We start from the raw sequence: 13,275 nt of genomic DNA on the forward strand, positions 1-13,275 counted from the left end.
TTGATAGGAAAATAACCTTTATTCGATAAGCTGCTAAAACCCAATCAATGAAATTCCAAATAGAGTAAATAGAAAGTGAAAGAAAGCCTTTTTCCCCAAAAATACTTTAAAGAACCCCTTTCTTCAAAATTCATAATATTTCCATAAATATTTATTGACTTCCTACTCGCAATATATGATTCTTAAAAAAAAAGGAAATAATAGAGGTGAAGGTTTCTTGCGAGAGGCGCTACATGTAATTGATAACGAATTATATAGGCTTCCATATTCTACAACCAAAGAAGAAGTGAACAATTTAAAGAAGTTAGCAGATAAAGCTCTTTTCCAGTGCCCCCATTGTAATGCAAAACTAATAGTCAAATATGGAGACACGAAAGGAATATATTTTTCACATCGGCATTCAGAAGCTTGCGAGGAATCCAAGAAAATTGACCAGGCTGAGAAAAGATATATTAGACAGATTGAAAGAGAGACGAAAATCCATCATACAATTCAAGCCATACTTCATGATGAAATCTCGAATCAAGCTAAAAAAAATACAATGATTAAAGTTGAATTTGGCTACAGGGCAAAACCTGACTTGAAAATATTTCCGGATATTTGGGTAAAGGTTGCCGATAGAGAATTTGCACTTTCAATTATTACAAATGTAAATTCATTAATTGATAATAAGCTTTCAAATACAATCAGCAAAAGACATCAATACTTTTTAGAGCAAGGTATGGAACCTATTTGGTTTATTGAAAAGAAGGAGCAAGCAATTGAAAAGGAAAAAAATTCAATAATCTTGTGGGATGCTGAATTAACAATTGCGGCCAAAACAAATAAAGATAGAGAATGGGATTCTTTACTTGCTTCCCTGATGAAGGACAAGATGTTTTTTAAATATTTTAATTATCCTGTATCAACGGAAAACATTACAATTGATGTTAGAAGCATGTATTACATTTATTCTAACGAGGAAAGGATTGTAGTCAAAATCCAACGGTTCTTAAAAGACCGTCTTGTCAAACCGTACCGGGCATTCCTTCTAGGGGAGGGATATGAAATTCCATTTGCTGACGCAGTTCTAATAAAAAATGAATTCCTCTTAAGTAACCCCACATTAGAAGCTCACTGCCAAGATGAATTTGTCCAAGAGTTCAAGCAACTACAATTCGAGTTTAAAGAGCGATTGAGAATAGAACAGGAACGAAAGCTACAAGAGGAAGAAAAAAGGGAAATATTAATGCAACAAATATTGAAGCAAGAGGAGATTAAAAAGCAACAATTGATTCAGCAAAGGCTTGAACAAGAGGAACGGCATAGAAAAATCCTAAAGCAAGTATCTGAGCAAAAATTAAACAGTAACCCTGAAACAACGAGAGTATCTTCTTATGATAGCCTTAAATCGCTTCTAAAAGAACGAATCGGCTTGACCCAGTCACAACAAATGGAATTATGGACTACGTTCATGCCTGTGATTGGTTACAAAAATTCAGATGTTGTCTGGGGTTTGTTTGTAAAGAATGATTGTAAATCATTTGGCGAATTAAAAATAGTTCTGCAAAATTTCATTTCAAAGCAAAGTAAATAATCAAAAAAATTGTTGGATGCTTTAGTAACTTGTTCTTTAATAAGAAAAAGCTCGTCTAAATAAGAATACTTTAACGAGCTTTTCAAACCTGTTATATTTCATTTAACAATGCGCAACACTCCATGTGGCTTGGGAGAGTAGATTTTTTAAAGGTATAAAAGTGTTTACCTAACCTTATTTTTTCTGACTTCCATATTTTCGAAGTCGATGATTAATTTATTGGCAAGAAAAAAATCACTTCCAATGATCCCGTCAAATCCATTCATTTCTCTTACATCGCCAAGCTGGATAATAAAATTACTAAGTTGGAACTCATCAATATTCATACCGCTTACTTTTTGTTCAATGCAGATTTCGGTACCGCCAATTCCGAACATTTTATTTGTAATGGCGTTCTCTAAATCGAGCATCAGCCCGATTTCTTCACATAAATCTGTATCTAAAATGGTTGAAGAGCAGCCAGTATCAAGTAGTACGTTATTGAATGTCTTTTTATTCCCTTTATATTCAATCTCAACAGATACTAGAGGTAAGTGGTCATCCATATGAAATCTCATACTCTTCTTCGCACCCCTATATATGGCTGCTCAATTACCTTTATTTCTTCATTATTCGTGTGAAAGATATATAATTCACGATTTGTATTTTCCGCATGTAGCTTTTTATAGACTTTCCATGCTGCATTGCCGTTCTCAAAGTCATCAATTACTGACATTTCTTCGATGATTCTTTCTTTTCCTCTTGTTTCTGATTTTAACGCTTCTACTAAGACACAACGTTCTGGAAAATGTTCGCGTACTTCAGACCATTTCATTAACATGCGCCTCCGATTCATTTCAATTTACCATAAATTATACCATGCTTAGTTTCGAAATCTAATACAACTAACTAATTACCATAGACAACCTTCTTTATTGCTGGCAATTGGGGCATAATCCTGTCCTCCATTTTCACAAATATATTTATAGTATTTCTAGCTAGAGGGGGGAGCATGAATTGGGGGGAATGTTATATCTATCAAGATCAGGATATATCATATGGAAATTCCCATTTATAGCTCCAACCACAAAGCAGGGCGAACGCCGCCTGTACATTTGCCATCGCTGATGTTGCCTTGGATACCTATATTACCGTCAGTCCCGAAGATGTATACGGCTTTTACATTAACACGGCCGGGCGACCGAAGCCACCACCAACCCCATTCTTTACCCAGAAGTTTTGCTATTCGCTTACTGTTATTTTCATCTTTTCTATTTATTTTTGTTCAAAAGCAACAATGTTTGAGAAACGAGCCCTTATTTATGACCGGAATTATTCTTGATTTATCAGTTACGTTGAATTTGTCATAAAACTCGTCATTAAGATATTTTCTTAATGTGCAGTCAGCATTAATCGTCGGGAGACCAAATAGAGAAGATACCTGAAAACAAGAAGGAGGAGATGCGGGAATAGATACCATGCCCCATCTATTTGTGCTTGTGGAGATTTCGATAAAATACAGGATAGTAAAAACCTGGGACGATGAACCCGTTCCTTCGTCCCTCTATAGAAAACAATTCGAGAAGAAACCAAAAAACCCTTTTATTGGTCCCAATTTTTCAAACGGGACTCTTTCTTTTTGTTATAATACAAATTACTTTAGTAAATAAAGAAAGGTCGACTACAATGCCGAATTCACAAATTAATCCACGATTGATTCAATTACTATTAAACCAAGAAAATGGAAATATTCCAAAATCCCCAACAATGAGTATGTTGCCGGGCAAATATGTGAAAACAATCCTCAAAAATAAAGATTCGCTAACACAAATCATTAAGGAAAACTATCAAATGCTGACATGCAAGTCATGTGGCAGAAAAGGAAAGTATGATATCGGGCTATTAGTATTAAATTTGGAAAAGAAAAAAACTGAGGGTATGAAAGATAATATCCAAACAACTGGATATTTTCGTTGCAAACATTGTAACTCTGCTGGAAATTGGGAACTACCGACCAGCTTAATCATGTTATCTATGATGAGCGTTCTTCCGTTTGGAGAGGGTACCCAAAAACAAAGTACTGTTGGCAAAAATCTTTTGTTCGACGGGAGCTGGCATCGGTATACTACAGATGCAGAAGAACATTTATTAAATATTCTTAAGGAAAATCCTCAAGATTCATTTGTTTGGAATCGACTTGGAAATTTATATCATAAGGGGAATCGACCTGAACTAGCTGTAAGCGCTTTTGAACATTCCATCTTGATTGACCCAGGTCAAACAGAATCTCATTTTACATTAGGTGACATGTTAGCTCAAATAAGCGATTTACCAAATGCCGGATATCATTTCCGACAAATGCTCCTTAGTGCTTCAGCATACAAAAAGATGCCAGCAGATAAATTAAGAGAAATGCTTGCCATTGGGCTCCAGTTATTATTCTTGATGTCTGAGCATACAGATGGCGAAGTTCCTTTTCTCCCGACATTACATGAAATAGAAGCATCAGGGCTTAAAGATGATTCATTAAATAGGAGCATTGCAGAAATCGAACTTGAAATATTTCCAGATAACATTGAATCCTTTTTTCCATTAGCAGAAATCTACATGGGTATTCGGGCAAAAGAAATTCCAATTAGAAAAAGAGCCTTGCAAATGAAGAATTCTTCAAGCTTAAAACCTAAGATGCAAAATGGAAAAAAGAAGAAGAAAAGAAAGAGATAACAATACCTATCCCTTAGTACAACAAACTGCTTGCGTACTTGGGGGTTTTTGTCACAAAAAACAAAATGTATAGGCAACACCCGCTACTGGGTTAGTTACCTTCTTTTAATATTAATATTGCAACTGCTTCAAGTTAAACCACTCGATTAATACTTAGAAACTGTAAATCGAAATCTATGCTTTTTTGCTGATACAAAAAACTGAATCAACCCACCATCCGGGGAATAATCCACCGCATTGGTTACAATGTTCATAATTGCTCTTTGCATCAAGGTGCTGTCAAGATTGATAATCTCCGGCAAATTCTTTTCATCAAACTCAGTTTTTAAGTGTTTTATTGAAACAAGTGCATGGATTTGGCTGTATAATTCATCTAAAACTATATAGACAGTGGACTCCTTTCTGTTTTTCAACATAGTGATAACGTAATAACATTTGTTATTAATTGTTCTGATTTCTGTTAATATTCTTTATTTAACCCATCAGATATACTAAGGACTAACGACATTGAATTATGAAAATCAGTTTTTTAGGAGGGAATGAAAATGGTACACAACCACAGCAAAAAAGGACAATTGGGATGCAAACTTATATGATGGTAAACATTCATTTGTTTCGAAGTTTGGAAGTCAATTGATTGACTTATTAGCACCACACAAAGGAGAGAAGATTCTTGACCTTGGTTGTGGAACAGGTGATTTAGCAAAGGAATTATTTGACTTTGGAGTAAATGTTGTCGGTGTTGATAAGTCAGAAAATATGATTCGTAATGCCAAAAGCAAGTATCCCGATATATATTTCGAGGTTAATGATGCCATAAAATTAGATTACAATGATGAATTTGATGCTGTTTTCTCTAATGCTACTCTTCACTGGGTAAAACTTCCGAAACAGGCTCTACAACATATTTTTAAAGGTTTAAAACATGGAGGAAGATTCGTTGCCAAATTTGGTGGTAAAGGAAATGTAGAAAAAATAACAAGTGAAATCATTAACAAGAGGAAAAAATTGGGTTACGAATTTGAAATGGAACATTTTCCTTGGTATTACCCAAGCATCGGAGAATACACCTCTTTGATGGAGAAAGTGGGCTTTAGGGTTATTTTTGCTCAACATTTTGATAGACCAACGCCTTTAGACGGAGGCAACGACATTATAGAATGTTTAATTATCCAGGTTACGTATGATACAATTTAGGAAATAGAAAAAAATGGTTTACGTGATTGTACAAAGTTTTTGAAAGGAGGACTTTCTTTTGAATATCAAAAATAAATACAGCTTGAGCGACCGGGAATCTAGATTTTTATTGAAAAAGAGTATTGTTGCATTAGTCCATTCAGCTTCACGATTGGAGAATGTGAATACAACCTTTCCACAAACAAAAACAATTGTTGAAGGTATGAGTGTAAGCGGGGTTCCAATGGATGATATTCAAGTCATACTCAACCTTAAAAATGCGTATCAATATGTGTGGAAACTGCCACAGACTTCTGAATTTAACCTAGAACTGGCCTGTAAAATAAATAGTTTTATCTCCTATAACGAATCACTTGAATGGGGTGTTTTACGGACAGGAAATGTAGGAATACATGGAGTTGATTATACCCCCGCCGTTCCAGTTGAATCAGAAATCCGAGCCGCAATTGAAGAGATTAGGAATTGTAACATGTCCGAGACATATAAAGCATTGAAATATATGTATTTTGCTATGCGGGCACAACTGTTTTGGGACGGTAATAAACGAACTGCCATTGTTTCAGCAAATACAATCATGATGTTGAATGGTACAGGAATAATCAATATTAATGAAAAACAATTAGAACATTGGAATAGCCTATTATCGGAATTCTACGAATCAAATCTTGATGACAAAATAATTCAGTGGACGTACGAAAACTGTATACACGGTATTGATTATTGAGAGACACGGGAACAGGTCCCGTGTCTCTCCAATTTATGATAATAGAGATTTCGATAAAATACAGGAAAGTAATAACCTGGGATGATGATCCTGTCCCTTCGTCCCACGGGCAAAACATGCCACACGTCTAGAAAAGGGTCAAAATCACCATTAAGGAAAATAAAATAGTTACATAATTAACGGAGTAGAGGAAATTCATGTGGGCCCATTTCCAATCGTCCTTCATAAAAAATCCGCTTACCGCAAGTACCAACCATGCAACATTCAAGCATGTCGAAAAAATGATAAAAATTGTACCAAGGGATGCTAAATAAAATGGCAACGGTAGTAAGCAGATGATATAGAAGATGTTTTGCCATTTGGTTGGACCCAATCCACGTACGACTGGAAGCACTGCCACACCTGCTGCTTTGTATTCATCAAATTTCTTGATAGCAATGGCAAATGTGTGGGGCATCTGCCAAATAAATAAGATGAGAAAGAGAATAATTGGAACAGTATGAAAAGCAGAATCAATGGCTGCCCAACCAATTAATGGAGTCACCGCTCCTGAAACACTACCAATAATGGTATTAAAAGCATACCTTCTTTTCGACCACATCGTATATAAAAACACATAGGTAACCCAGCCGATAAAGGCATATACAGTGGCTTCAAGAGTTGTAAATAGCAAAAGGACAAACCCAAGGATTGTTAAAATAATACCTATGGCTAAGACGACATGAAGGGGAATCCTGCCGGTTACAGTAGGACGACTTTTCGTTCGCTCCATAACGGAATCAATATCAACATCGTACCAGTTGTTAAGGACTAATGCTCCAGCCATCACCAAAGTACTTCCACCCAATGTCAGCAAGCTTACTTCCCATTTATCCCAAAAAGAAGTATCGGCAAAATATAAAGCCAACCATAATCCCGTAAATACTGGCAGGACATTTGCAATCAAGACGATAGCCTTAAAGAGTGATTTTAGATCAGAAAGAAGATTCATAATAGTTAATCTCGGCACTTTTTCAACTTTTTGTTGAGATAGAATCATATCATTACTCATTTATTTTCCTCCCTTAAGAATTCATACTTAAGGTGTTGTTAGGCACTTACTCATACTGCGTCGGATCAATGACAAACGAATAGACTAAATATATCACGATACATATAGCAGCTGTGATAAATCCCCAGCCTAAAATAATTTGGTCAACGACTAAATAATTGTTGCATAACTGACTATTTGCCTGAATATACAGCCAGCCCAACGCAAGAAATAAGACAGCAAATAGAACAAATAGGGCATTCTTCGCGGCTGAGCCAAGCTTTTTCCAACTATCCCGGAGCGGTACTCCTGCTAACAAAGGCAAGCTCATAAACTTGAATACTTCCATTCCATAGTTGGTCAGTGCCTCGTCCATTGTACGCGGCATCATCCAGAATGACACAATAACAATAAATAAGAGAATACCTGGAACTCCATTTTGATTATATTGCTCAAAAAAACGGGGAAACTTTTCTATAAATAATCGAGCCATGAAAAATCCTGCGATGACAAGCATCGGCATTTGCATGTGCATATGAATAATCATGACCGATTCCATTAGATTCGCAACAGGTGGGAGCATTAAGGCAATCAACATAATCAAACCTGTTAAAAATTGATTCATCTGTCACGCCCCCTTGCCTGCTTCAAGAATTTGAATGAGCTTGTTCCCTGCTTCTTTTGTTTCCCGATAATCCATTACATCGACTAGAGTACCCTTCCCATCTACCAAATAAAAAGCAGCATTATGGGCGAAATTCCCATTTTCATCCGGAATAACAATAACCCCAAACTTTTCAAGCAGTTCATCTAACTCCGATTGATTAGGTATCCTAGCCATCCTCCACGTTTCCCCATCGCTATTATACAAATTCTTATATTTGTCTAACGTAGCTGGATCATCCCTCGTCGGATCAAAGCTTATGCTCAAAAATACGATATCCTTGCCTAAATATTCCTGAGGAATGAGATCATATACTTGCTTCATATTTTGCTCTAATTGAATACAAACCGTTGTACAGCCTGTGTAAATGAACGTGATAAACACATATTTATCTTTAAATTCGGAAATGGAATATTCCCGGCCTTCGCTATCTTCAAAGGTGACATGAGGGAATTCAGGCTTAGTCTCAACAAGCTTTGTCACTCTGGCCGTCTCGGCGGTGTAAGCAGTAAATCCATCCGTCCCAACATAGAACAAGATGATTCCAAAGATTAAAACCGCCAGACTAGCAATGAACGTTTTTTGATTGTTTTTCATGGAGATCAACTCCAATATTTATTGTAAAGAGATAGCCAATACTTAAGCTATCTCTTTCGTTGAATGTATTACCATGTTTTAAACGGTGGTGATCCAGGAGGTGCATTGACAATCATATCCACGATTGGAAGCACATACGCCATAGAAACCACCACGAGCATAAGGATTACCCAAACTCCCCAACGTTCAGTCCAATATGGAGTTTTAGCTGCTCCTTCTTCCTCTTCTGCAATCGGAAACTCTGTTTCTCCCTTTGGAGCGAAAAACATCAGATTAAATACAGCATATACTTGGATGATAACCGCAATAAGTAATAATGTTGCTCCAATCCCTATCGCTACCATATATGGATTCCAGCCTAATGTTTCTGCAAAGTTTCCATATGTTGTAAAGGAAGTTCTTCTTGGTGAACCGAAAAGTCCTACAATATGCATCGATACTGCCATGAATATCATTCCGATTGTCCAAATAACAGTTTGAATAACTCCCAATCTATTCATCGCTGGCGTTAGCACACGTTTTGATAAGCAAGGAACTAACCAATAACTGACCCCGAAGAAGGTCATGACAACGGACATTCCTAGTGTTAAATGAAAGTGACCAACCACCCACATCGTATTATGAACAACCTGATCCAATTGGTTTGTACTTTGAACGATACCACCTGCTCCAGCTGGAATGAAGGCAACCATCGCAATGAATGGAGCTAAAAAGCGAACATCTCCCCATGGCATTTTTTTGTACCAACCGACAAAACCTTTTCCGCCTTTTTCTCTTGCTGTCCGTTCAAACACTCTGAACATCGCGTAAGCGGTCATTAAGGAAGGAAATCCAATCGCTAAACTCATAAATACGTGCATGTATTTAATAGATACCGAAATACCTGGGTCAATAATTTGATGGTGGAATCCACCTGTAATGTTCATGATGACTAATGGAATAACAACCATTCGAGTTAATAAATCACTCCAGCGCTTCCCACCAATAATTTTTGGTACAACGACATACCAAGCAGACACGGCTGTTAGGTACCAAATATTAACGGCTGTATGTCCGAAAGCCCAGAATAGTGTGCGGGCAAGCAATACATTAATTGTGTCCACCCATCCAAGTGACCACGGAATAATCATAAACAGTACTTCGGCTGCAACAAATGCTGTTGCACCAACTAAGAGGACAAATACTCCTGTTGCAAAGAATGCTAGAATTGGAAGATGTTGACCCTTGTGATTCTTTCTCCAGTTAGCAACTTGAACAAAGGCTCCAGCCGCTAGCATCCAAATCCCTAATACGATAAACACTAAGCCGAAATAGAACATTGGGCTAGCTTGCATTGGTGGATAGAAAGTATACATAACGGAAGCTTCGTTTCTTAAAACTGGAATCACAACTAATACAAATCCGAAAATCTTCATCCAGAAACCGATCCATGCCATCTTTCTTACCTTAGGAAGTAATCCCCCTAATGTATGAGAAAGTCCTGCATAAAAATAACCAATCGTAAAGAATGCCGAGAATACAACGACTAAAAGTAAGCCGTGAGCTGTTAAAACTTGATAGTAATTAAGCCATGCTGGCAGTTCCAACACACCAGCCCGGTTTAATCCTTGTAATAAACCTAGAAGACCGCCTAGCAGTAAGGCTGTAAAAGTTACAAATAAGTATGATTTCGAGATACGAGCGTCTTCTAAGCTGATTCCAAAAGCCTGATTCGCTTTGTCTTTTATTGATGTAGTCTTTAAAGCTGTTGCCACTCTGATTCCCCCCTTTATTTAACCGTAATCTTTGTGCTCATTAGTTGATGCCCTGAGCCACAGTACTCATTACATAACACTAAATATTCACCAGGTTTATCAAACTTCTGTGTGATCTTTTGGATATGTCCTGGCATAACCATCGCATTGATGTTTGTATTTGCCACCTCAAAACCATGAACGACATCTTTTGAAGTTAATGTAAAATGAACGGTTGATCCCGCTGGAACCTCAATTTCCATTGGAGTAAAGCTAAATACTTGTAATGTCATAACGACTTCGTATTCATTTTCACCAATTTGCTTAATCCCTGGTTGATCAAATGGAGCTGTTTGGTCGACTTTTTGTGGGTCAATCGTTTCCTTATGGCTTGGTGGAGCCATTCCCAATGCGATTGCTTGATAGCCCGTAAATACCATAAACACCATAATCATTCCAAAGCTTAAGAACAACCAGATTTTCTCATCTAAATGCATCTTCAACTCCCCCTTCTAGACCCTCGCCATATAGAGTCCGAATAACACAAAATACGTAGCAAGGATAACAATACCTACTACCCCAACAGAAATCCACGTTCCTACCTTTGAGGTGGCGTCACTACTCTGCCTCTTAACTTCTTGATTCCTTTTCACAGTAATTCCCCCTTACCTTTCTTACCCTCATCTTAATTGAGAATGAGAATCACCATAGTGACAAAAATCACTTAACACAAAAATTGGTAAAAAGAACTAGTTCTTGATGAAAGGGCACAAAAAAAAGCGAACCGGTTGGTTCGCTTTTTTTCGTTGATTTATGGGGGGCCTGCTCATTATTGATGTTTGTAGATCTCATGTATATATTCTGTTTTTTTCGAGCGACGCTACACACTCAACATGTGTTGGATGTATGTGGCAACACATGGGGTGCTGGTGAGTTTAAACTTTAAGCACTATCAGAGAACGATCCTCCGATTTACATACGTATACATTTAAAAAATAATTTTCGCTAATTTGCGATTTATCTCTGCTTTATAAAAATATTCTGGATCAAACTTTCTACCGCTGGTGTCTTTTTCTGCCCATGAAAGCATTTCGTCATACTCTTCATGGTTCGAATCATTGATAATATTTATAAACTCTTCATAACCACCTACACCACCAACATCTTCAGGCGGACGATGGCGTTCACCATCAATACATATTGGGTGTTTCAGGGCTTCATCGAAAATTCCAACTTCCTCAACAACAATTTCATGCATCCATGAATCCCCAAAATCATACTCATATAAAAACTGCTTGTACTCTTTAAAGACAGGATCAATCTTTACTTTCTTCGGATTCTTTTCTATATCATGAAATGGTGTATCTGGATCAGAATTGACAACAAGGAAATCATTAAAATCAAACAAATACAAATGATAATCTTGCCAATCAAAAGCAGCCTGAATAATTTTATGAAATTTATGAAAGGTTATGCCACTTGGAATGAGCAATCTTCTCCAAATAAGTGGTTCAATGTCTTGGATTGTAATCAACACTTGATAAAATGGTCTTTGTTCGCTCACTTTACTACCTCCAAAATCCCTAAACTTACATATTCCGCAATACTATTAATTCCTTTCTTGAAGGCTGATGTCACTTACCACAGCATTTTTTATACTTCTTGCCACTTCCACATATGCATGGGTCATTTCTGCCGATTTGTTCTTCATTTACTATCGTTTTTGTATTTTCAACTTTTAAACCTAGCAATCTTTGAACATCCGAAATATCTTCTGGTTTGTCAGGTTCAATACCAATAATGACTTTCCAACCCCTACGTTCACATAGATCATATAATTCATTTGCTTTTTCTTCATTCGCAACGCGCACGATTGCTGGTCTATCATTTGTACCCAATTTAGCCATAGTTATCCTCTTCCATTTTATTTGTTATTCTTTTTGCATATTATTCGACGGATTTAGCTCCAAGTTTTCTAGGTCAATTGTAAAGTTATATGATTTTAAAATATCTAACCCTAGTAATCCATTATGATTATTAGGTAACATCCCTACATCTATTTCAAAACTTTTTATGGTAAATGTATCAATTTTAATTTTGTCCATAACTTTGGTATAAAACGGAACAGTTCCACCAATCCCATAAGCTTCATATATCACATCTCCATTTTCATATCTAACCCCAATTTTCTCCAAAATATCTGGGCTAATTACTGTATGGGATGACCCTGTATCAACTATTACATCATTGATTTCTAATGACATTCCATGAAATTCCACATAAAGTGTTGTTGTAATAAGTTGTCCATCATATGAAAGCTTCATTAGATTCTTCTCACCTTCATTAAAGGATCTCTCCGGATATGGATCACAAATTCTTCATTGGATGTGTGATAAACAATAGTTCCTTCTTTTGCACGGAAAAATTCTTTATTTGCATCTTTTTCTGAAATGGTTCTTATTGGGGCTACTTCATCAACAATTTTCTTGTCACCTTCTTCATGATAATTAAGAATTGAAACTAAAAGAAACTGATTTGGGAATAGTTCCCTCGCTTCTTGCCATTTCATTTTATCCAGCCCTCCTCTTACCAATACTTTTATTATAATTCATTCAAAAGGAAATATCATACAATTAAGTAGATGTTCATCTACTTATCACACTTTGGAACAAAACAGGCTCCGAAATAATGGCGCCGTTATCGATCACATATTTCCAACCCCTATTAAATTAAGTGCCACTTAAAGACTTAAACCCAGTACTAAGACTGGGTAAGTTTTATACTATTTTAAAATGAGTTGCGCAACGCACTCCACATGCAACGAGCGGGGTGGATTGATGTCTTTTACATTGTCGGTAGTCGGAAACAAGTCAAAGGCACTTTTTGCACTATCGGTAGGCGGGAACATATCGACATATATAATTATAACGCCAACTACTAGATTTGTAATTGGCGTGATTGAGTCAAGTATTTGTGGGCAGAAATTTCTTCACCTTATTATTGGTAGCGATTTCATGATTTAAAAGTCTCTCTTGATATTGAAATTTCCAC

At 36.6% G+C, this 13,275-nt stretch carries 16 protein-coding genes and 1 pseudogene; 4 read left to right on the forward strand and 13 right to left on the reverse strand.

Annotation, left to right across the window (positions count from 1 at the left end; genetic code table 11):
- Positions 1–175: 175 nt before the first annotated feature.
- Positions 176–1,576 carry a competence protein CoiA family protein gene (locus tag J2S07_RS18355; RefSeq protein ID WP_307151865.1) on the forward strand — a complete coding sequence of 467 codons (1,401 nt, stop codon included), beginning with the start codon at positions 176–178 and terminating at the stop codon, positions 1,574–1,576.
- A gap of 164 nt (positions 1,577–1,740) precedes the next feature.
- On the opposite strand, the gene J2S07_RS18360 is transcribed toward J2S07_RS18355, so the two are convergent.
- From J2S07_RS18360 to J2S07_RS18370, 3 genes are all read right to left on the reverse strand, one after another.
- Positions 1,741–2,133, reverse strand: a complete 393-nt coding sequence (locus J2S07_RS18360; RefSeq protein WP_307151866.1) for an aspartyl protease family protein — start codon at positions 2,131–2,133, stop codon at positions 1,741–1,743.
- Entirely contained in the window at positions 2,130–2,390 is a 261-nt protein-coding gene (locus J2S07_RS18365) for a hypothetical protein (protein WP_307151867.1), read from the reverse strand. The genes J2S07_RS18360 and J2S07_RS18365 overlap by 4 nt, the downstream gene beginning before the upstream one ends.
- Before the next feature lie 237 nt (positions 2,391–2,627).
- Positions 2,628–2,834, reverse strand: coding sequence for a DUF6273 domain-containing protein (locus tag J2S07_RS18370; RefSeq protein WP_307151880.1), 207 nt, complete (start codon positions 2,832–2,834; stop codon positions 2,628–2,630).
- Positions 2,835–3,241: 407 nt separating this feature from the next.
- Here J2S07_RS18370 and J2S07_RS18375 point away from each other — a divergent pair, with 407 nt between their 5' ends.
- From J2S07_RS18375 to J2S07_RS18385, 3 genes and pseudogenes are all read left to right on the forward strand, one after another.
- Positions 3,242–4,279: a tetratricopeptide repeat protein gene (locus J2S07_RS18375; RefSeq protein ID WP_307151868.1), complete on the forward strand. Its 1,038-nt coding sequence runs from the start codon at positions 3,242–3,244 to the stop codon at positions 4,277–4,279.
- Positions 4,280–4,849: 570 nt separating this feature from the next.
- Positions 4,850–5,434 (forward strand): annotated as a pseudogene (locus J2S07_RS18380) (class I SAM-dependent methyltransferase); the annotation flags it as partial.
- A 100-nt stretch (positions 5,435–5,534) separates the two neighbouring features.
- Positions 5,535–6,200 carry a Fic family protein gene (locus tag J2S07_RS18385; RefSeq protein WP_307151869.1) on the forward strand — a complete coding sequence of 222 codons (666 nt, stop codon included), beginning with the start codon at positions 5,535–5,537 and terminating at the stop codon, positions 6,198–6,200.
- A gap of 127 nt (positions 6,201–6,327) precedes the next feature.
- Here J2S07_RS18385 and cyoE read toward each other — a convergent pair whose 3' ends face one another.
- The 10 genes from cyoE to J2S07_RS18435 all read right to left on the reverse strand — a co-directional run bounded on the left by cyoE (position 6,328) and on the right by J2S07_RS18435 (position 12,793).
- Positions 6,328–7,251, reverse strand: coding sequence for a heme o synthase (gene cyoE / locus J2S07_RS18390; RefSeq protein ID WP_307151870.1), 924 nt, complete (start codon positions 7,249–7,251; stop codon positions 6,328–6,330).
- Positions 7,252–7,297: 46 nt separating this feature from the next.
- Positions 7,298–7,855, reverse strand: a complete 558-nt coding sequence (locus tag J2S07_RS18395; protein ID WP_307151871.1) for a hypothetical protein — start codon at positions 7,853–7,855, stop codon at positions 7,298–7,300.
- A gap of 3 nt (positions 7,856–7,858) precedes the next feature.
- Complete coding sequence (locus J2S07_RS18400; RefSeq protein ID WP_307151872.1) at positions 7,859–8,491, reverse strand: SCO family protein; 633 nt, start codon at positions 8,489–8,491, stop codon at positions 7,859–7,861.
- A 68-nt stretch (positions 8,492–8,559) separates the two neighbouring features.
- Positions 8,560–10,245, reverse strand: a complete 1,686-nt coding sequence (locus J2S07_RS18405; protein ID WP_307151873.1) for a cbb3-type cytochrome c oxidase subunit I — start codon at positions 10,243–10,245, stop codon at positions 8,560–8,562.
- A 14-nt stretch (positions 10,246–10,259) separates the two neighbouring features.
- Positions 10,260–10,721: a cytochrome c oxidase subunit II gene (locus tag J2S07_RS18410; RefSeq protein ID WP_307151874.1), complete on the reverse strand. Its 462-nt coding sequence runs from the start codon at positions 10,719–10,721 to the stop codon at positions 10,260–10,262.
- A 15-nt stretch (positions 10,722–10,736) separates the two neighbouring features.
- Positions 10,737–10,877, reverse strand: a complete 141-nt coding sequence (locus J2S07_RS18415; RefSeq protein WP_307151875.1) for a hypothetical protein — start codon at positions 10,875–10,877, stop codon at positions 10,737–10,739.
- Between the two features lie 335 nt (positions 10,878–11,212).
- Entirely contained in the window at positions 11,213–11,788 is a 576-nt protein-coding gene (locus tag J2S07_RS18420) for a plasmid pRiA4b ORF-3 family protein (protein ID WP_307151876.1), read from the reverse strand.
- Between the two features lie 70 nt (positions 11,789–11,858).
- Entirely contained in the window at positions 11,859–12,131 is a 273-nt protein-coding gene (locus J2S07_RS18425) for a PBPRA1643 family SWIM/SEC-C metal-binding motif protein (protein WP_307151877.1), read from the reverse strand.
- 24 nt (positions 12,132–12,155) lie between these two features.
- Positions 12,156–12,548 (reverse strand): retropepsin-like aspartic protease family protein, encoded by a 393-nt coding sequence (locus tag J2S07_RS18430; protein WP_307151878.1) that lies wholly within the window; start codon positions 12,546–12,548, stop codon positions 12,156–12,158.
- Complete coding sequence (locus tag J2S07_RS18435) at positions 12,548–12,793, reverse strand: hypothetical protein (RefSeq protein ID WP_307151879.1); 246 nt, start codon at positions 12,791–12,793, stop codon at positions 12,548–12,550. Before J2S07_RS18435 ends, J2S07_RS18430 begins: the two co-directional genes overlap by 1 nt.
- Positions 12,794–13,275 lie beyond the last annotated feature (482 nt).

The sequence above is a fragment of the Anoxybacillus andreesenii genome, from assembly GCF_030813005.1.
GTDB classification, from domain to species: domain Bacteria; phylum Bacillota; class Bacilli; order Bacillales; family Cytobacillaceae; genus Robertmurraya; species Robertmurraya andreesenii.

What these genes read in the sequence shown, in the direction of transcription:
- J2S07_RS18365 (WP_307151867.1), bottom strand. Translation starts at nt 2,390, where the DNA reads ATGAAATGGTCTGAAGTACGCGAACATTTTCCAGAACGTTGTGTCTTA.
- J2S07_RS18355 (WP_307151865.1), top strand. Translation starts at nt 176, where the DNA reads ATGATTCTTAAAAAAAAAGGAAATAATAGAGGTGAAGGTTTCTTGCGA.
- J2S07_RS18435 (WP_307151879.1), bottom strand. Translation starts at nt 12,793, where the DNA reads ATGAAATGGCAAGAAGCGAGGGAACTATTCCCAAATCAGTTTCTTTTA.
- J2S07_RS18410 (WP_307151874.1), bottom strand. Translation starts at nt 10,721, where the DNA reads ATGCATTTAGATGAGAAAATCTGGTTGTTCTTAAGCTTTGGAATGATT.
- J2S07_RS18425 (WP_307151877.1), bottom strand. Translation starts at nt 12,131, where the DNA reads ATGGCTAAATTGGGTACAAATGATAGACCAGCAATCGTGCGCGTTGCG.
- J2S07_RS18430 (WP_307151878.1), bottom strand. Translation starts at nt 12,548, where the DNA reads ATGAAGCTTTCATATGATGGACAACTTATTACAACAACACTTTATGTG.
- cyoE (WP_307151870.1), bottom strand. Translation starts at nt 7,251, where the DNA reads ATGAGTAATGATATGATTCTATCTCAACAAAAAGTTGAAAAAGTGCCG.
- J2S07_RS18395 (WP_307151871.1), bottom strand. Translation starts at nt 7,855, where the DNA reads ATGAATCAATTTTTAACAGGTTTGATTATGTTGATTGCCTTAATGCTC.
- J2S07_RS18375 (WP_307151868.1), top strand. Translation starts at nt 3,242, where the DNA reads ATGCCGAATTCACAAATTAATCCACGATTGATTCAATTACTATTAAAC.
- J2S07_RS18360 (WP_307151866.1), bottom strand. Translation starts at nt 2,133, where the DNA reads ATGAGATTTCATATGGATGACCACTTACCTCTAGTATCTGTTGAGATT.
- J2S07_RS18400 (WP_307151872.1), bottom strand. Translation starts at nt 8,491, where the DNA reads ATGAAAAACAATCAAAAAACGTTCATTGCTAGTCTGGCGGTTTTAATC.